Source organism: Pseudomonas sp. NFR02, from assembly GCF_900119375.1.
In the GTDB taxonomy this organism is placed as follows: Bacteria; Pseudomonadota; Gammaproteobacteria; order Pseudomonadales; family Pseudomonadaceae; genus Aquipseudomonas; species Aquipseudomonas paracarnis.
On record NZ_FPJJ01000001.1, the window covers coordinates 328,763 to 350,431 of the forward strand.

The 21,669-nt window shown below is 60.9% G+C and carries 22 protein-coding genes; 6 read left to right on the forward strand and 16 right to left on the reverse strand.

Annotation, left to right across the window (positions count from 1 at the left end):
• The first annotated feature begins 57 nt into the window (after positions 1-57).
• The 3 genes from BT199_RS01505 (at position 58) to BT199_RS01515 (ending at position 2,799) form a co-directional block, all read left to right on the forward strand.
• Complete coding sequence (locus tag BT199_RS01505) at positions 58-831, forward strand: N-acetylmuramoyl-L-alanine amidase (RefSeq protein WP_072433720.1); 774 nt, start codon at positions 58-60, stop codon at positions 829-831.
• Between the two features lie 260 nt (positions 832-1,091).
• Complete coding sequence (locus BT199_RS01510; protein ID WP_072433721.1) at positions 1,092-2,492, forward strand: aspartate aminotransferase family protein; 1,401 nt, start codon at positions 1,092-1,094, stop codon at positions 2,490-2,492.
• Positions 2,493-2,574: 82 nt separating this feature from the next.
• On the forward strand, positions 2,575-2,799 hold the full coding sequence (locus tag BT199_RS01515) for an MbtH family protein (protein WP_003192847.1): 225 nt from the start codon (positions 2,575-2,577) through the stop codon (positions 2,797-2,799).
• 109 nt (positions 2,800-2,908) lie between these two features.
• Here the strand turns inward: BT199_RS01515 and BT199_RS01520 are convergent, their stop codons facing one another.
• The 8 genes from BT199_RS01520 to minC form a co-directional block, all read right to left on the reverse strand.
• Positions 2,909-4,255, reverse strand: coding sequence for an amidohydrolase (locus BT199_RS01520; RefSeq protein WP_054896340.1), 1,347 nt, complete (start codon positions 4,253-4,255; stop codon positions 2,909-2,911).
• Positions 4,256-4,271: 16 nt separating this feature from the next.
• A complete protein-coding gene (locus BT199_RS01525) occupies positions 4,272-6,437 on the reverse strand; it encodes a mechanosensitive ion channel family protein (protein WP_019818612.1) in 2,166 nt (721 codons plus the stop codon).
• A gap of 72 nt (positions 6,438-6,509) precedes the next feature.
• A complete protein-coding gene (locus BT199_RS27155) occupies positions 6,510-6,686 on the reverse strand; it encodes a hypothetical protein (protein WP_175556185.1) in 177 nt (58 codons plus the stop codon).
• A 194-nt stretch (positions 6,687-6,880) separates the two neighbouring features.
• Positions 6,881-8,170, reverse strand: a complete 1,290-nt coding sequence (locus BT199_RS01530) for a M18 family aminopeptidase (protein ID WP_014719300.1) — start codon at positions 8,168-8,170, stop codon at positions 6,881-6,883.
• A 195-nt stretch (positions 8,171-8,365) separates the two neighbouring features.
• Positions 8,366-9,001 carry an RluA family pseudouridine synthase gene (locus BT199_RS01535; protein WP_003192838.1) on the reverse strand — a complete coding sequence of 212 codons (636 nt, stop codon included), beginning with the start codon at positions 8,999-9,001 and terminating at the stop codon, positions 8,366-8,368.
• A 201-nt stretch (positions 9,002-9,202) separates the two neighbouring features.
• Entirely contained in the window at positions 9,203-9,457 is a 255-nt protein-coding gene (minE, locus tag BT199_RS01540) for a cell division topological specificity factor MinE (RefSeq protein WP_003175252.1), read from the reverse strand.
• A 3-nt stretch (positions 9,458-9,460) separates the two neighbouring features.
• Positions 9,461-10,273: a septum site-determining protein MinD gene (minD, locus tag BT199_RS01545; RefSeq protein WP_003192835.1), complete on the reverse strand. Its 813-nt coding sequence runs from the start codon at positions 10,271-10,273 to the stop codon at positions 9,461-9,463.
• 199 nt (positions 10,274-10,472) lie between these two features.
• A complete protein-coding gene (minC, locus tag BT199_RS01550) occupies positions 10,473-11,210 on the reverse strand; it encodes a septum site-determining protein MinC (RefSeq protein WP_014719299.1) in 738 nt (245 codons plus the stop codon).
• A 119-nt stretch (positions 11,211-11,329) separates the two neighbouring features.
• On the opposite strand from minC, the gene BT199_RS01555 reads away from it, so the two are divergent.
• A complete protein-coding gene (locus tag BT199_RS01555; RefSeq protein WP_072433722.1) occupies positions 11,330-12,265 on the forward strand; it encodes a lipid A biosynthesis lauroyl acyltransferase in 936 nt (311 codons plus the stop codon).
• A gap of 55 nt (positions 12,266-12,320) precedes the next feature.
• Positions 12,321-13,469: a patatin-like phospholipase family protein gene (locus tag BT199_RS01560; RefSeq protein WP_072433723.1), complete on the forward strand. Its 1,149-nt coding sequence runs from the start codon at positions 12,321-12,323 to the stop codon at positions 13,467-13,469.
• A gap of 108 nt (positions 13,470-13,577) precedes the next feature.
• Here the strand turns inward: BT199_RS01560 and BT199_RS01565 are convergent, their stop codons facing one another.
• From BT199_RS01565 to puuE, 8 genes are all read right to left on the reverse strand, one after another.
• Positions 13,578-14,363: an outer membrane protein OmpK gene (locus BT199_RS01565; protein ID WP_003192827.1), complete on the reverse strand. Its 786-nt coding sequence runs from the start codon at positions 14,361-14,363 to the stop codon at positions 13,578-13,580.
• A 23-nt stretch (positions 14,364-14,386) separates the two neighbouring features.
• Positions 14,387-14,755, reverse strand: coding sequence for a hypothetical protein (locus BT199_RS26645; RefSeq protein ID WP_130175205.1), 369 nt, complete (start codon positions 14,753-14,755; stop codon positions 14,387-14,389).
• Positions 14,756-14,799: 44 nt separating this feature from the next.
• Positions 14,800-16,143 (reverse strand): nucleobase:cation symporter-2 family protein, encoded by a 1,344-nt coding sequence (locus tag BT199_RS01570; RefSeq protein WP_003192826.1) that lies wholly within the window; start codon positions 16,141-16,143, stop codon positions 14,800-14,802.
• Positions 16,144-16,338: 195 nt separating this feature from the next.
• A complete protein-coding gene (locus BT199_RS01575) occupies positions 16,339-17,622 on the reverse strand; it encodes a urate hydroxylase PuuD (RefSeq protein ID WP_003192825.1) in 1,284 nt (427 codons plus the stop codon).
• A gap of 51 nt (positions 17,623-17,673) precedes the next feature.
• Positions 17,674-18,177 carry an ureidoglycolate lyase gene (locus tag BT199_RS01580; protein ID WP_003192823.1) on the reverse strand — a complete coding sequence of 168 codons (504 nt, stop codon included), beginning with the start codon at positions 18,175-18,177 and terminating at the stop codon, positions 17,674-17,676.
• A gap of 135 nt (positions 18,178-18,312) precedes the next feature.
• The gene (gene alc, locus BT199_RS01585; RefSeq protein WP_014719294.1) at positions 18,313-19,308 is read right to left on the reverse strand and encodes an allantoicase; all 996 of its coding nucleotides are present in this window, start codon (positions 19,306-19,308) and stop codon (positions 18,313-18,315) included.
• A 41-nt stretch (positions 19,309-19,349) separates the two neighbouring features.
• Complete coding sequence (gene uraD / locus BT199_RS01590; RefSeq protein WP_014719293.1) at positions 19,350-19,865, reverse strand: 2-oxo-4-hydroxy-4-carboxy-5-ureidoimidazoline decarboxylase; 516 nt, start codon at positions 19,863-19,865, stop codon at positions 19,350-19,352.
• Positions 19,862-20,788, reverse strand: a complete 927-nt coding sequence (gene puuE / locus BT199_RS01595) for an allantoinase PuuE (RefSeq protein WP_014719292.1) — start codon at positions 20,786-20,788, stop codon at positions 19,862-19,864. Before puuE ends, uraD begins: the two co-directional genes overlap by 4 nt.
• A gap of 441 nt (positions 20,789-21,229) precedes the next feature.
• Between puuE and uraH the strand changes: the two genes are divergently transcribed.
• Positions 21,230-21,583 carry a hydroxyisourate hydrolase gene (gene uraH / locus BT199_RS01605; protein WP_014719291.1) on the forward strand — a complete coding sequence of 118 codons (354 nt, stop codon included), beginning with the start codon at positions 21,230-21,232 and terminating at the stop codon, positions 21,581-21,583.
• Positions 21,584-21,669 lie beyond the last annotated feature (86 nt).

The window sequence follows — 21,669 nt, forward strand, 5'->3', positions numbered from 1 at the left end:
TTTTTTTGCGCTTGAACGGGCCGAATGAGTCGGCCTGAATTGAAAAGGACCGTTCTTATGTTGGTGATCGACACCAGTTTCCCCGCCAGGGATTTCAACGACCGCCGCGGCGAAACCGTGCAACAGGTGGTTTTGCACTACACCGCTTCGCCCTTTGCTTCCTCGCTACGCACCCTCACTCAAGATGGCGTCAGCGCTCACTATCTGCTGCCCGACCCTGATGAACCCAGCTACCGCGCCGCCGGTTATGAAGAACTGCGGGTGTTTCGCCTGGTGGACGAGGGCCAGCGCGCCTGGCATGCAGGCGTGAGCTATTGGGCGGGGAAGGCTGACCTCAACAGCCGCTCGATGGGCATTGAAATCGTCAACCTGGCGCGGGATGACGCGGGCGTCTTTACCTTTCCTGAATATGCACCAGCGCAGGTTGATGTATTGATTGAATTGCTTCGCGACCTGCTGGAACGTTATCCGCAGGTCGGCCCTACTGACTGGCTCGGGCATTCGGACGTGGCCTACTGGCGCAAGTGCGACCCAGGGCCTCGGCTGCCGTGGCGGGTGCTGCATGAAGCCGGCATCGGGGCCTGGTTTGATGAGTCGACCCGGGCGATGTACCAGCGCCGCTTTTGTCTCGGCTTGCCGCCGGAAGTGGAAGTGGAGCGGGCGTTTCAGCGGTATGGCTACAAGCCCGCGCAGAATCGCCAGGCCTTTGAGCAGCGTACCCGAGCGTTCCAGATGCACTTTCGGCCACTGGATTATTGTGGGTTCCTGGATGCAGAGACTTGCGCGATTCTTTATGCGCTGAATGAAAAATACCGCGGGCTTCGGAGCTGAGCGCTGTTCAAATGTGGGAGCTGGCTTGCCTGCGAAAGCGGTAGTGCAGTAACCGATGCAGCGACTGACACACTGCCTTCGCGAGCAAGCCCGCTCCCACATTTTAATCTCCCCACAATCGGTAAATATCCGACCAACTTCCTAAATCCCCGTGCACCTGAAGCGTCTCCACAACAGGAAATCCGTGCGCATGCCCTTGGGCCAGACGCCAACGGATCGGCAGTTTGGTCACGATCAACAGCGTATTGAGGGATCCAGAGATGTCAGTCGCTACCAGCCGTATCGAAGACGCCCCGGTGCAGGCCGCGGAAACGCTCTATCAGTTTGACGAAAGCCCGCTGCTGGCCCGCCAGCGCCAGCAGGAATCCAACGCCCGCAGCTACCCTAGGCGCATCCCCTTGGCGCTCAAGCGCGCCAAGGGGATCTACGTGGAGGACGTCGAGGGGCGTCGGTTCATCGATTGCCTGGCCGGCGCCGGAACCCTGGCGCTGGGGCATAACCACCCGGTGGTGATCCAGGCCATCCAGCAAGTGCTGAGCGACGAACTGCCCCTGCACACCCTGGACCTGACCACGCCGGTCAAGGATCAATTCGTGCAGGACCTGTTCGGTTTGCTGCCTTCGGAGCTGGCGCGAGAAGCGAAAATCCAGTTCTGCGGCCCCACCGGCACCGATGCGGTGGAAGCCGCGTTGAAGCTGGTGCGCACTGCCACCGGGCGCAGCACCGTGCTGTCGTTCCAGGGCGGCTATCACGGCATGAGCCAGGGCGCGCTGAGTTTGATGGGCAGCCTGGGGCCGAAGAAACCCTTGGGCGCCTTGCTCGGCAATGGCGTGCAATTCCTGCCATTCCCGTATGACTACCGTTGCCCGTTTGGGTTGGGTGGCGCCGAAGGTGTGCGGGTCAACCTGCATTATCTGGAAAACCTGCTCAACGACCCGGAAGCCGGCGTGCTGTTGCCAGCGGCGGTGATTGTCGAAGTGGTCCAGGGTGAGGGCGGTGTGATCCCGGCGGACCTCGACTGGCTGCGTGGCCTGCGCCGTATCACCGCGCAAGCGGGGGTGGCGCTGATCGTCGATGAGATCCAGAGCGGTTTTGGGCGTACCGGCAAAATGTTTGCCTTCGAACACGCGGGCATCATCCCGGACGTGGTGGTCATGTCCAAGGCGATTGGCGGCAGCCTGCCGCTGGCGGTGGTGGTGTATCGCGACTGGCTCGACACCTGGCTGCCGGGCGCCCATGCCGGGACCTTCCGCGGCAACCAGATGGCGATGGCGGCGGGCTCGGCGGTGATGCGCTACCTCAAGGATCACGACCTGGCAGGCCATGCGGCGACCATGGGCGAGCGCCTGGGCGAACACCTGCGCATCCTGCAGCGCGACTTCCCGCACCTGGGGGATATCCGTGGGCGTGGGCTGATGCTGGGGGTGGAGCTGGTAGACCCGACTGGCACGCCGGATAGTCAGGGCCACCCACCGGTGCATCGCCAGTTGGCGCCGCTGGTGCAGCGCGAATGCCTCAGGCGCGGGCTGATCCTGGAACTGGGCGGGCGCCATGGCAGTGTGGTGCGTTTCCTGCCACCGCTGGTGATCACCGCTGGCGAAGTCGACCAGGTGGCTGAGATTTTCGGGCGCGCCTTGGCGGCGGCCGTGGCCAGCCTGTAATTTTCCAGGCCCTTGGTACGTTTCTACAGATATCAGTGCTGCGCGTGGTGCGCAGCCAGCCTTTGAGCGACGGAGAACAGCAATGACCTCAGTATTTGACCGCGACGACATCCTCTTTCAGGTAGTGGTCAACCATGAAGAACAGTATTCGATCTGGCCCGACTACAAGGCCGTGCCGGAAGGCTGGCGCACCGTGGGCAAGAGCGGCATGAAGAAAGAATGCCTGGCCTACATCGAGGAAGTGTGGACCGATATGCGCCCGCTGAGCCTGCGCCAGAAAATGGACGGCGCGGCCCTCGCCAACTGATTCACCCCAATACACTGTAGGAGCGAGCTTGCTCGCGAAGAACGCAAGAACGCCGCGTTTACCCTGAATAAACGCGGCGTTCTGAAGTTTTTCGCGAGCAAGCTCGCTCCTACAGGGGGGTGTGGGTGTAGAGGTAATCCGTCGCCAACGACGCCAGTGTCCTCACGCCCACCACCAACGCCGACTCATCCACAAAGAACCCAGGGTTGTGATTCGGCGCCGCCTTGCTCATGTCCTGATCCCTTGGGGTCACCCCCAGGAAGACAAACAGCCCCGGCGCCTCCTTGGCATAGAATGAGAAGTCTTCGGCGCCACCCACCAACGGGCCTTGCACCACATCATCCTGAGCCGCCCAGCGCAGGCTCGGCAGCATTTTCTCGGTCAGCGCCGGGTTGTTGATGGTGGGGTCGTACTTCTCGATGATCGTCACTTCGGCCTTGGCGCCACCGCTTTCGGCGATTTTCTCTACGGTTTGACGCACGTCTGCATGCAGCTTCTGGCGGATACCGTAGTCGTAGGAGCGAATGGTGCCGCTCATGTCCACCGACTCGGGGATGATGTTATAGCGGGTGCCACCGTTGATGGTGCCGATGCTCACCACAGAGGGGAATGACGAAATATCGGTACGGCGGCTGACTACGGTCTGCAAGCCGACAATGGTCTGCGCGCCGACGGTGATCGGGTCGATACCGTCCCAGGGGCGGCCGGCGTGGGTCTGTTTGCCGAGGATCCTGATGCGCAGGTCATCGGAACTGGCCAGGGTCGGGCCCGGGCGATAGGCGATTTGCCCGGCAGGCACACCGGCCCACACATGCAGGCCGAACACCGCGTCAGGCTTGGGCGCTTTCATTACGCCTTCCTGCACCATCATCTTCGCGCCCCAGGTGTTCTTGCCGTCGGGGATAAAATCGCTGGGGCCTTCTTCGGCCGGTTGGAAATAAAACACCACGGTGCCGGGCAGCCGCTCGCGCATCCCGGTAAGAATCTTCGCAGTGCTCAGCAGGATAGCGGTATGGGCGTCGTGGCCGCAGGCGTGCATCACGTCGACTTCTTTGCCCAGATAGGTGCCCTTGGCTTTGGAGGCGAAGGGCAGGTCGGCGACTTCCTTGACCGGCAGCGCATCCATGTCGGCGCGCAGGGCCACGGTCGGGCCGGGCAGGGCACCTTTCAAGATGGCGACGACGCCAGTGCGGGCCACCCCGGTCTTTACTTCAAGGCCGAGTTCGCGCAACTGTTTGGCGACCAACTCGGCGGTGCGGGTTTCGGTATTGCCCAGTTCCGGATGGGCGTGGATATCGCGGCGGGTTTCCAACAGGCTGGGTTCGAGGATTTTTGCCTGGGCGGCAATGGTTTCCCGGGCACTGTCCTGGCCGCTGCTGGCGGCGATCACTGCACTGCTCGCGACCGCGCCGAGCAGACCCAAAACCCATTGGTGTGTCAGACCGTTCATTCGCATACCAACCTCTCCTTGCCTATTGTTGTGGATCTTTCTCCTGCACGCTCCCGGCAGTCTGCACCTGCACGCTCAAGCGCGGTGTCGCCAGGTCAAGCCCGGCTTCATCCAGGTGCCGCTTGAGCGACAGGTTGAATGCCCGCGACACTTCCCACTGCTTGATCGGCGCGGTCTTGAAGCGTGCGCGCAGGATCGCGCTGCCGGACTCGAAGCTTTCCACGCCCTGGATCTCCAGCGGCGACCAGATATTGCGGCGTTGCAGCGGGTCGTTGCGCATGGCATGGCCGACCTCGCGCATCAGTTTGATCGCGTCGTCGATTTCCATGTTGTAAGGGATCGCCACCCGGAAGATGGCGTAGCCGAACTCGCGGGAGTAGTTCTTGATGCTCTTGATTTCGCTGAACGGGATGGTGTGCACGATGCCGTCGATATCGCGCAGGCGCACGGTACGGATGGTCAGGCCTTCCACCGTGCCGAGGTGGCCGCCCACATCCACGTAGTCATCGATGGCCAGGGAATCTTCGATGATGATGAACAGGCCGGTGATCAAGTCCGCCACCAGCGACTGTGCACCAAAACCGATGGCGATACCGATCACACCCGCACCGGCCAGCAAGGGCGTGACGTTCATGCCCATGTTCGCCAGGGCGACGATGGCGGCGATGATGAAAATGGTCACGAACAGCACGTTGCGGATCAACGGCATCATGGTTTGCGCGCGGGCGTTGGCCAGGCCTTTGCGCGAGCGGGTCAGGGCGTGGTGAATCGCGGTGTCGCTGAGGATCCAGATCAGCCAGGCAAACAGCAACGTGCCCCCGAGGCCGAACAGCTTCACGGCTATTTCATGGCCTTCACCTTCGGTAAAGCGAATCATCGACAGGCCCCAGACCCGCAGCCCCAGTTCGATAAATACCAGCCACACCACCAGGTGCACCAGGGTGTAGACAAAGCCTTTGAGGCGTTCGGAATACAGTGCATGGCGCTTGTGCCCGCGGTGCGGCTTGAGGGCGTGGCGGCGCACCAGGCCGTTGATCACCATGCACAACACCAGCAACACCGTGCACAGCAGCGACTGGCGCAGGGCGGTGCTGGTGTCGCCGGCCGACAGGAAGGTGGCGAACAGTGAGATGCCCACCAGCAGAAGAGCCGGGATGTACCAGAAGGTGCCGATGATCGACAGGGTATCGGTGAGCGCTCGGCGGTTGAGGCGGCGCGACAGCGGTTGGTTGCGGATCAGGTGCGCAATCGGACGGCGGAACCGCAGGATAAACACCCCGGTGGACAACGCCGCCATGACATTGGCTACGGTCGCGGCGGTGTGGGCCAGATGCTGGCCGAGCGCGGCAACCAGGCGCGGGTCGCTCAAGGCTTCACCGAAGGCGGCAAAGCTGCCGATCCACCACAGCGGGCGGAACGCCTGATGGCGCAGGATATACAGGGCGCGGTGGCGGTGCGGGCCGTCGAGTACGGAGAAGGCAATCACGCAGATGGCCGAGAAACAGGTGCCGACCACCAAGGCATAGGCCAGCACCATGGCCAGGGATTTGCCCAGGGAGGAAGGCAGGGCGTAGCTCAGGTAAACCGTGATCACCAGGGCAATCAACCAGGGGCCCAGCTTGCGCAGGGCAAAGCGCAGCATGTCCCAAGTGCGCGGGTGCTGCGGCAGCTCTTCGGGCAGGCCGAAACGCTCGCGCACCCGATGGCTGAGCCAGATCAGCGCAGCGGCCAGCAGGCTCCACACAGCCAGGATCACAGCAAAACCGAAGATGATCGGCAGCCATTCGCTGGCCGGCAACATCAGGGCGGCGAGTTCATCCTTGGCCAGGTCGACTTCATTGGACCAGCGCCCCAACGGGCTGTCGGCGCCGGAAAACTGCTGCTCAAAGCCCGACAGCGTACTGCCGATCAACCCGAGTACGCCGAGTTCGGCGGCGGGCTGGGCCTTTTGTGTGGCGGCGCGCAGCTTCTTCAGGTCGCTGAGCAACTGGGTGCGTTGCTGGTCGTTTTCCAGGGTCTTGATCACTTCGTCCAGCGACTGCCCCAAGGGCACTTCGGCCTGGGGTTGGGTCTTGCTGGAGCCGCCCAGCATCCCGGGCAAGCCCACGGCTTGGGCGGGCATCACTGGCAGCAGCGTGAGCAGGGCGATCAGCAGGTAGCAGGGCAGGGCAAACAGACGGGAAAGCACGAGGCGGTCAACCTTGAAAACGACGAATTGACCGAGTGTACGAGGCCGCTATGCCCAATGCGAGCGCATTTGTCACTGCGCCAGTTTGGCGAGGATCTTGTAGAGCACGGTGCCGAGGATCAACAGCATGCCGATCCACATGCCAAACACGCCCAGAGGCTTGTCGCGAAAGTTGAAGCCGACCGTGAGCATGATCATGCCGATCAGGATGGGGATCAGCATGGCGTGGAATGAGGACATTGAGATCATGGCGAGGGGCGGCCTTGTCGGACTGGAAGTTCTGACAAGTCTAGGCCGGATTATAAAAGTTGCAGATGATTCAGGTCAGGTGTACTCAGCGTTAAATGTGGGAGCGGGCTTGCTCGCGAATGCGGTACATCAGCCAACAGATTCAGTGACTGGCACACCGCATTCGCGAGCAAGCCCGCTCCCACAGTGCGCAATCAGGGTAAATCGCGGCTGGCGTAGAACGCCCCCAGCACCTTGACCAGATGCGCCAGGTCATGGCTGCCGCACAGCTCGCGGATCGAGTGCATGGCAAAGGTCGGCAAGCCGATGTCCACCGTGCGCACGCCCAGGTGGCTGGCAGTGATGGGGCCGATGGTCGAACCACAGCCCATGTCGCTGCGCACCACGAAGCTTTGCACCGGCACTTCCTGGGCCATGCACAGGTGGCGGAAGAACCCGGCGGTTTCGCTGTTGGTGGCGTAGCGCTGGTTGCTGTTGACCTTGATCACCGGGCCGGCGTTGAGTTTCGGGCCGTGGTTGGCGTCGTGTTTGTCGGCGTAGTTGGGGTGCACGCCGTGGGCGTTGTCTGCCGACACCAGCAGGGATTTCTGAATGGTGCGTACGAATTCTTCACCTTCGGGCAGCAGGCGACGCAGGGTCTGTTCCAGCATCGGGCCATCGGCACCGCAGGCCGAGCAGGAGCCGACTTCTTCGTGGTCGTTGCACACCAGCACGCAGGTTTCATCGGTGTCGCTGGAGAGCAAGGCTTGCAAGCCGGCGTAGCACGACAGCAGGTTGTCCAGGCGTGCACCGGCAATGAAGTCGCCATTGAGGCCGATCACGGCAGCACTTTGGGTGTCGTAGAAACTCAGCTCGTAGTCGAGCACCACATCGGCATTCAACCCATGCTCGCGAGCCAACTGTTCGGTGAGCACGGCGCGAAAGTCCACGCGTTCGTCACCGGCAAACTGCGCCAGGATCGGCGGCAGCTCGGTCTGGGCATTGATCGCCCAGCCCTGGTTGGCTTCACGGTTGAGGTGAATGGCCAGGTTGGGAATGATAGCGATCGGCAGCTTGAAGTCGATCAGTTGGCTCTCGACCTTGCCATCGCGACGGAAGGTGACACGCCCGGCCAGGGACAGGTCGCGGTCGAACCAGGGCGCCAGCAGCGCGCCGCCGTAGACTTCCACACCCAGTTGCCAGAAGCCGTGGCGTTGCAGCTCCGGCTGGGGCTTGACCCGCAGGCACGGGCTGTCGGTGTGGGCGCCGACCATGCGGATACCGTCCTGCAGCGGCGATTGGCGGCCGAGCTTGAAGGCGATGATCGAGGAATCGTTGCGGGTCACGTAGTAGCGACCGTTGGCCTCGGTGGCCCAGGTGTCGCGCTCGTCGAGACGCTGGTAGCCGGCGGCTTCCAGGCGCTGGGCCAGGGCGGCAGTGGCATGAAAAGGAGTAGGGGAGGCCTTGAGGAAGTCGATCAGGCCTTGATTCAACGCTTCGCGCATAAATAGCTCCAGACAGCAGTGGCGAGAGTTTACCGTATTGGCCAGATATTTGGAGTGAGCGTGCATGGCCGAGAACCACATCAAACCCTGTGGGAGCTGGCTTGCCTGCGATAGCGGTCTTTCTGTGCCAGATGTATTGGCTGGCACGCCGATATCGCAGGCAAGCCAGCTCCCACATTTGACCGCATCAGCCCTTCAAAAAGGCGCAGGGCACTCGAAGCGCAGGCGCTCGCCGCTTTGCGGATGGGTGAAGCTGAGCATGCTTGCATGCAGGCACAGGCGCGGCCAGGCGGCCAGGGCTTGTTCATGGGCGTACAGACCATCGCCCAGCAACGGATGCCCGATGGACAACATATGCACGCGCAACTGGTGCGAGCGCCCGGTGATGGGTGTCAGCTCTACGCGGCACCAGTCGCCGCAACGCTCCAGGACTTTCCAGAAGGTCAGTGCATGTTTGCCGAACTCATGGTCGACCACATGGCGGGGCTTGGTCGGCGGGTCGTAGCGCAGGGGCAGGTCAATGCTGCCGCTGTCCAGTGCCGGTTGGCCCCAGGCCAGGGCGGTGTAGGCCTTTTCGGTCTCGCGGTCGTGAAACTGGCGGGACAGTTCGCGGTGGGTGTCGGCGTCCCGGGCCAGCAGGATGATCCCCGACGTTTCCCAGTCCAGGCGATGGACGATGCGGGCTTCGGGGTAGCCGTTTTCCTGCAGGCGAGTGATCAGGCAGTCCTTGTTGTCGTCGGCGCGGCCAGGCACCGAGAGCAGCAGGGTCGGCTTGTTCACCACCAGGACAGCGTCGTCCTGATGCAGGATGTGGATATTGGACAGCGGCATTAAACAGCCTCGTAACAAACACCAACGGCGGCTCCACTGACCGCCCCCTCACCCTGTAGGAGCGAGCTTGCTCGCGAAGAACTTATCGGCACTGCGTTCATTGAGGTTAAACGCGGTGTTCTCAGGTTTTTCGCGAGCAAGCTCGCTCCTACAGCAGTACAGGGCCAGGTAGCAGAGCCGCCGTGGCGACCGCCCGTTCGATCAACGATCGGGCAGGGTGATATTGAGTTCCAGAATCGAGCAGCTGCCGTCATTTTCCAAGGCGACATGCACGTCATCGTTGCCGATATTGACGTACTTGCGGATCACCTCGACCAGTTCCTTCTGCAAGGCTGGCAGGTAGTCCGGGGTGCTGCGTTGGCCGCGTTCGTGCGCCACGATGATCTGTAGACGCTCTTTCGCGACCGATGCGGTACTGGGTTTTTTGTTGGCGCGAAAGAAGTCGAGAAATTTCATTGTTTAGTTGCCTCCAAAGATACGCTCGAAGAATCCCTTCTTCTTGACATCGAGGAAGCGGTGTTCCACGGTCTTGCCCAGCAAGCGATCGACGGCATCGCTGTACGCCTGGCCGGCGTCGCTCTGGTCGTCGAGAATCACCGGTACGCCCTGGTTGGATGCCTTCAGCACGGCCTGGGATTCCGGAATCACGCCCAGCAGGGTCACGGCGAGGATTTCCTTCACGTCTTCAACACCGAGCATTTCGCCGTTGTTGACGCGCTCCGGGTTGTAGCGGGTGAGCAGCAGGTGCTCCTTGATCGGGTCCTGGCCTTCTTCGGCGCGCTTGGACTTGCTGGCCAACAGGCCGAGCATGCGGTCCGAGTCACGTACCGAGGAGACTTCCGGGTTGGTCACCACGATGGCTTCGTCGGCGAAGTACATCGCCAGGTGAGCACCGGTTTCGATACCGGCCGGGGAATCGCAGACCACGTATTCGAAGGTTTCCTTGAGCTCGGCGAGGACTTTGCCGACGCCTTCTTTGGTCAGCGCGTCTTTGTCACGGGTCTGGCTGGCAGCCAGCACGTACAGGTTCTCAAGGCGCTTGTCCTTGATCAGGGCCTGTTGCAGGTTGGCTTCGCCGTTCACCACGTTGACGAAGTCATACACCACGCGACGCTCACAGCCCATGATCAGGTCAAGGTTACGCAGACCGACGTCGAAGTCGACGATGACTGTCTTGTGGCCGCGCAGAGCGAGGCCGGTACCGATAGCGGCGCTGGTGGTGGTCTTACCCACACCACCCTTGCCGGATGTAACCACGAGAATCTTGGCCAAGGTGTTTCACCCCTAAGGAAAAAGGACTTTCGGTCCCTGAAAAACATCTCTTGGAACTCGCCGCAGGCGGACAGCCTTTGCAGGAAAAAGACGGGGTTTCCATGGGGAAACACCAACTTCCAAAAAGTCCTACACAAGTCTTGCCGGTTTCGCTTTGCTATCAGAGTCTAGAGATGCTTGGAAAATGCGGCAGTATCCGTTAAAGACGGATGATGTTCAACACATCGCCCGACAGGTTGACCTGTACCGAAGCGCCCCACAGTGGATCGCGGCGCAAATCTTCGGAAACCTTGTACTGACCTGCGATGGAAACCAGCTCAGCGGTCAACTGCTGGCAAAAAATACGGGCCTTGGTATCACCCTTGATGCCGGCCAGGGCGCGTCCGCGCATCGGGCCGTATACATGGATGTTGCCATCGGCAAGAAGTTCCGCCCCCGGGCTGACCGAGGAGACCACCACAAGGTCGCCGCCCTGGGCGTAAATCTGCTGCCCGCCGCGTACCGGCGAAGTGATGATCTTTGTAGGCCTGATCGCAGGCTCCGGTGGTTTTTCCGGTTTTTTCTTTTCTTCGCCGACCAATGGTTCCAGCGGGCGCTCACGGGCACCGGACGGTGGCAGTACTGGCAGTTCAATGGCGATGGCGGCGGCAATGTCTTCGATGCGGCTGGCGCGAATCGCCAGGGTGCGCAGGCCATGGGAACGGCATACGCGCATCAGGCCGGGCAAATCAATCACGCCCTGGCCGGCCGGCAGCTTGTCCAGCGCCAGCACCAGCGGGGCGTTGTTGAAAAAGTTTGGCGCCAGGGCGACCTTGGCGGCCAGTTGGCGGTCCAGGGCGTCGAGGTCATTGCGGGCCAGTTCCAGCACGGTAATGGCGAGCATGCTGCCTTTTAGCTGGAACACGGGATCTTGGTCTAGCGGTTCGGTTTGGCTCATGGTCGGCGAAAGCGGCTTGTCACGAAAAGTGTCGAGACTTATAACGAGAACACTCACTCGCCGCAAGCCGAGTCGAACCGTTGTAGAATGCGCGGCCCTTGTCTTTACCGGAATCTGTAATGGATCGCCCGCGTTTTCGAGCTGTATTTCTTCACCCGCGTTTTTGGCTGCTATGGCTGGGGCTCGGCCTGCTGTGGCTGGTCACTCAATTGCCGTATCGGGCGCTGTTGAACATTGGTCGCCTGCTGGGCGCGGGCATGTACCGCGTGGCGGGCGATCGTCGCCGTATTGCGGCGCGCAACCTTGAGCTGTGCTTCCCGGAAAAATCCGCCAAGGAACGTAAACGCCTGCTCAAGGAAAACTTCGCTTCCACCGGCATCGCCTTCTTTGAAATGGCCATGAGCTGGTGGTGGCCCAAGCCGCGCCTGGCGCGCCTGGCCCATGTCGAAGGGTTGGAGCACCTCACGCAGGCGCAGTTGGACGGCAAGGGCGTGATCCTCATGGCGCTGCACTTCACCACCCTGGAAATCGGCGCGGCGCTGCTGGGGCAGAAGCACACCATTGACGGCATGTACCGCGAACACGGCAACCCGCTGTTCGACTTTATCCAGCGCCGTGGTCGTGAACGCCACAACCTCGATTCCCTGGCCGTGGAGCGTGACGACGTGCGCGGCATGCTCAAGCTGCTGCGCGCCGGCCGGGCCATCTGGTACGCGCCAGACCAGGACTACGGCGCCAAGCAAAGCATCTTCGTGCCGTTGTTTGGCATCCAGGCTGCTACCGTCACCGCCACCAGCAAGTTCGCACGCCTGGGCAAGGCGCTGGTGGTGCCGTTTACCCAGGAGCGCCTGGCTGACGGTAGCGGGTACCGCCTGGTGATCCATGCGCCGCTGACCGACTTCCCGGGTGAAACCGACGAAATCGACTGCCTGCGCATCAACCAGTGGGTCGAGGCCTCGGTGCGCGACTGCCCCGAGCAATACCTGTGGACCCATCGCCGCTTCAAGAGTCGGCCGCCGGGTGAGCCCAAGCTATACGAGAAGCGCCGTCGATAACCGTGCCGTGATATGACGTTGATAAGCCCAACTTTTCGCCACATGGAGTGACGCAATGCGCCCAGTTGAACCGGTCACAGGCTTGATTCTTTCCGGCGGCGGGGCGCGAGCGGCGTATCAGGTGGGGGTGTTGGCGGCAATTGCCGAGTTGCTGCCGCCGGGGGCGCCGAATCCTTTTCCGGTGATCGTCGGCACCTCCGCCGGCGCGATCAATGCGGTGAGCCTGGCCAGTGGGGCCAGTGACTTCTGTGCGGCTGTCCAACGGCTGACAGCGTTCTGGCAAGGCTTTCGCAGCCACCAGGTGCTGCGCAGCGATTGGCCGGGAGTCATACGCCAGGCCAGTCGCTTCCTGATCCACAGCCTGTTGGGCCTGGGTGCCCAGGTGCCGGTGGCGTTGCTCAATAGCTCCCCACTGCGCGACTTGCTGCAAGCGCGCTTGAACCTGGACGGCATCGACGAGGCTATCCGCCGCAAGCACTTGCAGGCGGTGGCGGTGACGGCCTTTGGTTATGAGTCCGGGCAAGCGGTGACGTTCTATCAGGGCGGCGGCACCATCGATGCCTGGTTGCGTCATCGGCGCATTGGCGTACCGACCCAACTGACGGTAGAGCACCTATTGGCAAGCTCCGCGATTCCGCTGTTGTTCGCTCCGGTCAAACTTGACGAAGAGTACTTTGGCGATGGCGCCGTGCGGCAGTCAGCGCCCATCAGCCCGGCCTTGCACCTGGGGGCCAGCCGTGTGTTGGTCGTCGGCGTGAGCGGCAATCCCAGGGGTAACGAAGCCTCGACGCAGCGCACCTACACCGGCCAGCAACCGACCCTGGCGCAAATCGGTGGGCATATGCTCAACAGTACCTTCATTGACAGCCTGGAAAGCGACATTGAACTGCTGGAGCGCTTGAATCAGTTCAGTCGGGTTGTCCCTGCCGATGCCGCGGTACAGGGCCTGACGCCGGTGGATGTGCTGGTGATTGCGCCCAGCCAGCCCATCGATGAAATCGCTGCACGACATCGTCAGGAACTGCCGGCGGCGTTGCGTGTGTTTTTGCGTGGGCCGGGGGCGACCAAGACCAGCGGGGCGGGGGTGTTGAGTTATCTGCTGTTCGAGGCGGGGTATTGCAGCGAGTTGATCGAACTAGGGCGCAAGGATGCGCTGGCCAAGCGCGAAGAAATCACTCGTTTCCTCGGCCTGACGTCAAACTGAATGTGGGAGCTGGCTTGCCTGCGATAGCGGTATGCCAGCCAACACTGCTGGCACAGACACATCGCGATCGCAGGCAAGCCAGCTCCCACAGGGAACCGCGATCGACCTTTAGAAGTGGTACTTGACCAGGAAGCTTGCTGTGTCCTGAGTCGTTTTGAATGCTCCCGAATCCTCGATCCCGTATTTGTTCTTCCAGTAGTCGTATTCAAAACCCACATACAACTGCTTGTCGCCCCAATGCAGCGCCTTGCCCAAGTCGTATTTGACCTGCGGGTTGAAGTGCAGGTTGGCGTGATAAGTGCCGCGGGCGTTCTTGTCGTTATCCACCACCCAGTCCATGAAACCGTCGATCAGCACGTCGGAATTACCCACGGGAATGGTGTACGACCAGACCGGAGTGATCTGCCACACGCCGTCACCCGGGCGATTGCCCTCGGTCTGGCGCTGGTAGAAGTTCAACTGGAAGTAGTCGAAACCGGGGATGTTCAAGTCGAACGCCGGACCCAGCAGGTAGGACTCGTTATCGCCCTCGCCGAACTCATAGGTGAAGGCCAGCAGCACGTCCTTGATCGGGCCGAACGACAGGTCCTTGTCCAGGATCTTGCCGAACGACAAACGCGGGCTGAACTCGCCGTAGTAAGTATTCGGGCCGACATTGCCGTCTTCCTTGCCGTTGTAAAAGATACGGTCGAGGAAGAAGAAGTTGTCGCCGTACTTCCATGCGTCGGCATGTTCGAAGGTGACGGTTTGCTGGATCTGCGGGTTGACGGTAAAGCTCTTGCCCCACAGATAAGTCAGGCTGTTGTTTTGCCATTGCAACAAGTCACCGGCTACGGCCTGGCCACCGGCCAACAGTGATCCAGCCAGCATCAGGCCTTTGAACATAGGTTTCATTCGGTTGCTCCCGAGTTAAAATTTTATGGTTTTTCTTCTACGCAGGCGCTCTGGTGTGGCGCCTTTTGGTTCGCTGCAAAAATCGTCTGTTCGGTCAGCTTTGATGCTTTTAGCAAGAGCTGCGCCAAGGTGTTGAAAAAGCCAAAAAATCCCCGTCGGCTGCAGCGGATGCAGTCGAATTCAGGGGACTTTTGTGCACTTTGGCAGCAAACATCAGGCCGGGATAAGTTGGCCTTGAGGTCAGCTTTTACATTCGCTGTTTTTTTTTGAGTCGATTCGAGCGGGCGCGGAGAATACTGGCTCCCAGGCCTGGGCTCAAGTGCGCTGTAACAGAGCGCGAGGGGCAAGAATGGGGCGCGGCGTGTGGCCGGCCCCATGTCAAGGTTGTGCATGTGGGGGTTCCCTGTTTGTTGTTATTTTTGTACTAACAAAGGAATCAATGCGTATGTGCGACTTCGGGGCGCTCAGCGCCGCCGAGAATGTTGAACAGGATGTTCAGCGACAGCGCGCTGAGGGTGGCCATGGCGATGCCGCTGTGGGTAATCGGGCTCATCCACAACGGCAGTTGTGCGAAGAACTCCGGGCGTACCACGGGGATCAGGCCCATGCCGATACTCACCGCCACCAGCAACTGGTTACGGCGGTCGGCGATGTCGGCTTCCTGCAGAATCTTGATTCCGGTTGCCGCCACCATCCCGAACATCGCAATCGCCGCGCCGCCGAGTACCGCAGGTGGAATCGATGCCACCAGATAGGCCGCCTTGGGTAACAGGCTGAGCACGATCAAGAACGCGCCGGCCATGAGCGTGACCGAGCGGCAGCGCACGCCGGTCATCTGCACCAGGCCGATATTCTGCGCGAAGGAGGAGTGGGTAAAGGTGTTGAAGAAGCCGGCAAAGAACGACGCGCCGGCATCACACAACAGGCCGCGTCGCAGCATCTTCGGCGTGACCTCCTGGCCGGTGATCTTGCCCAGGGCGAGGAACATGCCGGTGGACTCGACAAAAATGATCACCACCACCAGGCACATCGACAGGATTGGCGCCAACTCGAACTTGGGCATGCCAAAGTGCAACGGCGTTACCACCTGCACCCATGGCGCCTGGGCCAGGCCACTGAGGTCGACCATGCCGATCACGCCACACAGCGCGTAACCCAGGCCCATGCCGATCAGCACCGAGATGTTCACCCAGAAGCCGCGCATGAAGCGGTTGATCAGCAAGATAGTGCCCAGCACCAGGGCGGCAATCGCCAGGTAGACCGGCGAGCCAAACGTGGCGGCGGCGCTACCTCCGCCGGCCCAGTTCACCGCCACGGGAAACAGCGAAAGGCCGATGGCAGTGATCACCGTACCGGTCACCAGCGGTGGGAAAAAGCGCACCACCTTGGACATGAACGGCGCGATCAGCATGCCGAAGAACCCGGCGGCGATGGTCGCGCCAAAGATGCCCTGCAAACCGATACCGGGCATGCCGGCCATGGCGACCATGCTGCCCACGGCGGCAAAACTGGCGCCCATCATCACCGGCATGCGGATCCCCATCGGGCCGATGCCGAACGACTGCACCATGGTGGCAATACCGGCTACGAGTAGGTCGGCGTTGATCAGAAAGGCGATTTCTTCACGGCTCAAGCCGGCGGCTTGGCCAATGATCAGGGGCACGGCGACGGCACCGCCGTACATCAGCAAGACGTGTTGCAGGCCTACCAGAATCAATTGCAAGAGGGGCAGCCGCACCATGGCGGGCGCGGCAGGAGTCTGCGTTTCTAACTGGGACATGCAACACCTCGAATCTTTTTATTTTTGTGTTGTTTGGCATTCAATTGCCGGATGAAACTTAATCTTCAAACCATCACTGATCTCCCTTGTGGGAGTTGGCTTGCCTGCGATGGCGGTGTGTCAGTCACCGAAAATGTTGGTGATCTGCCGCTATCGCAGGCAAGCCAGCTCCCACATTGGTCCTGTGTGAAACAGTCAGTTGGTGCGGGCCCCCTGATTGATCCAGGTGCCAATCAAATCCCTTTCCTGCTGGGTCATCTGGGTAATGTTGCCCAGCGGCATGATCTGGCTGGCCACGGCCTGCGCTTGAATCCGCGCCGCCTGCTGCTGGATCTGTGCCGGTGTGTCGAACATCACCCCAGCCGGAGCGGTGCTGAACAGCGGGCTGGTGGGCTTGGCCGAGTGGCACACGGTGCAGCGTTGCTCGATCACGTGGTGCACCTGGCCGAAGTCCGTGGTGGCCTGGGCCGGTGCCGGTTCAGCGGCGGGTGCGGCAGGCGCGGCGGGTTTCAAGCCACCGCCCAATGCAGTTTCCGGCAGGGGTTGGTACTCGATGGCAGCCGGTGCCTTGGCAATCGGTTCAGCCGGTTTGGGCCCGGTCACGTAGGCCAGGCTGATCATCGCCAAGGCGCCCACGGGCAAGGTCCACGCATACTTCTGGCTGTCATGCCGGGTGTTGAAGTAATGGCGCACCAACACCGCCGCCACCGCGATCCCGGCCAGGATCAGCCAGTTGTATTGGCTGCCATAGGTGCTCGGGAAGTGGTTGCTGATCATGATGAACAGCACCGGCAAGGTGAAGTAGTTGTTGTGGCGTGAGCGCAACAGGCCCTTGGCCGGCAGCGCCGGGTCGGGTGTGCGGTTCTCGGCGATGGCCGCCACCAGCGCGCGTTGGGCCGGCATGATGATGCGGAACACGTTCCCCACCATGATCGTGCCGATCACCGCACCCACGTGCAGGTAGGCACCCCGGCCGCTGAATACCTTGCTGAAGCCGTAAGCCGCCGCAATCAACAGCACGAACAGGATCAAGCCGAGCAGGGCAGGGCGTTTGCCCAGGGCCGAGTCGCACAGAAAGGAGTAGATGAACCAGCCGGCGAACAGTGAGCCGATGCCCAGCAACACGCCTTCGGTGCCGCTGAGGCTGCTGCCGGGGGCGAGCAGGTACAGCGTGGGGTTGAGGTAGAACACCACGCACAGCAGCGCGACGCCCGACATCCAGGTGAAATAGGCTTCCCATTTGAACCAGTGCAGGTTGTCCGGCATGGTCGGCGGGGCCAGTTTGTATTTTTCCAGGTGGTAGATACCGCCACCGTGGATCGCCCACAAGTCACCGGCCAGGCCGTTCTTGGGGTTGACGCGATTAAGGTTGTTTTCCAGCCAGACGAAGTAGAAAGAAGCGCCGATCCAGGCGACGCCAGTGATCATGTGAACCCAGCGCACGCTCAGGTTCAGCCATTCCAACAGATGTGCTTCCACAGTCTTTACCTCTCGCCTGTCACCCTTGTTGTCGGGTGATCAGACCTTCTCTTATTGGTGGGGGGCGAGGATCAAACGCTCATCCTCTTTGAAAAAATGCTCATCGCAGTTATTGCCTGTGCCACTGCGATCAACCACCAGGAAGTCATCCCGCTTTTCGATCGTCAGCACCGGGTGGTGCCAGACGCCGCGATGGTAATTAATGCCCTGCCTGCCGTTGGTGACGAAGGCGCGGACCAAGCCCGATACAGGTTCATCGCCAAGTGGCGCGACCACGATCAGAAAGGGGTTGCCGAGCAGCGGAATGAAAGCCTGGCTGCCCAGCGGGTGTCTCTCCAGCATGCACACAGTCAGCGGCATGTCCTGCGCGTCGGCGCGGAAGATGCTGATGATGGCGTGGTCTTCCGGCTTCGCGGTTTCGACCGTGGCCAGTTTGTGAAAGCGCATGGTCGACCCGTTGTTGATCATGAAGTGATCGCTGCCATCGGTTTCGATAACGTCTCCGAAAGGGGCGAAGGCTTCTTTGGTCAGGGGTTCGATCATCAGTGTGCGCATGGCTGTCTTCTTATCTTGTCTATAGATCGTTCCCACGCTCTGCGTGGCAACGCTGCCCTGGACGCTCTGCGTCCGCTGTGTGACGCGGAGCGTCACGGGATGCGTCCCCACGCAGAGCGTGGGGACGATCGGGTGTTATTTCGAGACTTTGCCCAGGACACGCAGGCGACTCACACCACCATCCGGGAACACGTTCAAGCGGATGTGGGTAATCGGCCCCAGCGCCTTGATCTGCTCGGCGAAGGTGTGTTCGGCGTGCATTTCCAGCTTCTGCGCCGGCAGCAGTTCGCGCCAGAACAGCGACTGGGTTTCGATCTGGCTGTCGGTGCCGCCTTTCACGAAAGCGCCCTGGATCGAGCAGGTATCCGGGTAGTTGCCCTTGAAGTGCAGGGTGTCGACCACGATTTTCTCGATCTCGCCCGGGTGGCCCAAGGCGACGATCACCCAGTCATTGCCCGGTGTACGACGACGCGCGGTTTCCCAGCCATCGCCCATGTTGATGCCGCGGCCCGGGTTGAGGATGTTGCTCATGCGGCCGAAGTGTTCGTCGGAACAGGCCAGGGCACGACCGCCATTGAGCGCGGCAGCCAGGTCGACCTGTTCGTTGTCGCCCACCGAAGACCAGTCGCGGAACGGCACGCCGTACACACGCAGACGGGCCACGCCGCCATCCGGGTAGATGTTGAAGCGCAGGTGGCTGAACGCCTGGTCGTTGTTGATCTCGTGGTAGTGGTGGCTGTTGCCTTGCAGCTCGACGGCTGACAGCACTTCCACCCACTGGGTGTTGGCATCCGGCTCGCCCGAGGCCAGGAAGCAGGCTTCCAGGGAAGCCGACGGCGGGAAGTTGCCGGTGAAGAATGAAGTGTCGATGTCCACGCCTTTGATCGAACCCGGCACGCCCAGGCGGATCACCGCACTGTCGTAGCCTTCGAAGCGCTTGCGGCGTGACTCCCAGCCGTCCATCCACTTGCCGTTGTCATCGAAAACGCCCTCCTTCCACACGGCCGGGGTCGGCTGGAACAGGCGGTTGGCGTCAGCGAACCAGTCATCGGTCACCGAGATGATCTTGGTGCCCAGGCGGGCGTCGGCCAGGTTGACGAACTTTTCGAAAGGTACGGCGTAAGCTTTCATTCTTCTTGTCTGCCTTAGATAGAGTGGCTGGGGATGGACTGCTAGAGGGTCAGTAAACGGAACAACGCGATCTTGTTGATCTCGTCCAGCGCGCACTTGAACTCGGTGTCTGCCGAATTGTGGATGCGCGTTTCGAACGCGGCGAGGATCTGATGCCGGTTGCTGCCTTTTACCGCCATGATGAAGGGAAACTTGAACTTGGCTTTGTAGGCCTCATTCAGCTCGGTGAAGCGAGAAAACTCTTCGGCCGTGCATTGGTGAATACCCGCGCCCGCTTGTTCATCGGTGCTGGCTTGGGTCAGTTGGCCCTGGACGGCAGCTTTTCCGGCCAGGTCCGGGTGAGCATTGATCAGCGCCAGTTGCGAGGCGTGATCAGCACTCAACAGGATATCGCTCATGCGCTGGTGCAGGGTTTCGATCTGGTCGATCGACGCGTCCTGGCCCAGGTCGAAGGCCTTTTCGGCCACCCATGGCGAGTGTTCGTAGATATCGGCAAAGGCCTGGACGAAGGCGTCGCGGCTCAAGGTCGAAGGTTTCAGGGTCTGGAACGCAGTCATTTCGCCGCTCCCGGGAAAGGGTGGGTTTGGTGCCAGTGACGGGCGATGTCCACGCGGCGGGTGAACCACACCTGGTCATGGCCTTTGACGTATTCAATGAAGCGCTTGAGCGAGGCCAGGCGTGCCGGGCGGCCGATCAGGCGGCAATGCAGGCCGATGGACAGCATCTTTGGCGCTTCGGCACCTTCGGCATACAGCACGTCGAAGGCGTCCTTGAGGTATTCGAAAAAGTCGTCGCCCTTGTTGAAGCCCTGCACCTGGGTGAAGCGCATGTCGTTGGTGTCCAGGGTATAGGGGATCACCAGGTGCGGCTTGCCGTTGGGGGTGTTGGGTTCCCAGTAGGGCAGGTCGTCGTCGTAGGTGTCGCAGTCGTACAGAAAGCCACCTTCCTCCATCACCAGGCGACGGGTGTTGGGGCCGGTGCGGCCGGTGTACCAGCCCAGTGGGCGTTCACCGGTGAGTTCGGTGAGGATGCGGATGGCTTCGAGCATGTGCTCGCGCTCCTGAGCCTCGTCCATGTACTGGTAGTCGATCCAGCGGTAGCCGTGGCTGCAAATCTCGTGGCCGGCGGCGACCATGGCGCGGATCACGTCCGGATGCCGCTGGGCGGCCATGGCCACGGCGAAGATGGTCAGCGGGATGTCGAACTCTTTGAACAACTTGAGGATGCGCCACACACCGGCACGGCTGCCGTACTCATACAGCGACTCCATGCTCATGTTGCGCTCGCCTTGCAGCGGTTGGGCCGAGACCATTTCCGAAAGGAAGGCTTCGGACTCTTTGTCGCCATGCAGGATATTGCGCTCGCCGCCTTCTTCGTAGTTGAGTACGAACGACAGCGCAATGCGTGCCTTGCCCGGCCAGTGGGGGTGAGGAGGGTTACTGCCGTAACCGATCAGGTCGCGTGGGTAGTCAGCGCTCACTGCAGTCTTCCTTCTTGTTCGTGGTAGCAGGTGTGTGTGGCGTCCGGGCAGTGGAATGACTGAGTGGCGTCACAGCGATGAGTGATTGTATACAACTTATCGCGAACTTTGTAAGCCTGCATTTCTGCATTTTTTCTGAACGGGCTCTCTACGGGTCTCTGCAAGAAACTTGCCTGAATGGTCAGATTAAAATGAAAAAGCCCACTGTAGGAGCGAGCTTGCTCGCGAAAAACCCGAGCGCGCCACTTTTCATCCTGAAAGCCCGCGTCATCGTTGACGTTTTTCGCGAGCAAGCTCGCTCCTACAGGGGATTGGAAGGCTGTGGAATTTATTGTGTACAATTTTCATAAAAAGTGTCTTAATCGGTCATCGCCGGCTTTTTCAACGCTCTGAAAAGGTGCGGGTTTCTCAATCACTGACTTCCGGAGGCGCATAGAAGCCATGGGACGTTTGACCACACACGTTTTGGACGCTGCACACGGCTGCCCTGGCAGCGCAATCAAGGTTGAGCTCTACCGTGTCGAAGGCACGCAGCTTGAGCTCGTCGCTACCGCCACTACCAACGGAGACGGTCGTTGCGACGCGCCGCTGCTGCAAGGCGACGACTACCGCAGCGGCGTGTACCAACTGCAGTTCAGCGCCGGTGATTACTACCGTGCCCGCGGTGTGCAATTGCCTGAACCTGCCTTCCTCGACGTGGTGGTGTTGCGCTTTGGTATCAGTGCCGAGCAAGACCACTACCACGTGCCTCTGCTGATTTCGCCTTACAGCTACTCCACTTATCGCGGTAGCTGAGTCGTCACCTCGCTTCACACCCCCAAATGCTCTTCGTTGGTTTCGCCCGCGCACACTGCGGGCTTTTTTTCGCTCAACTATCTAGC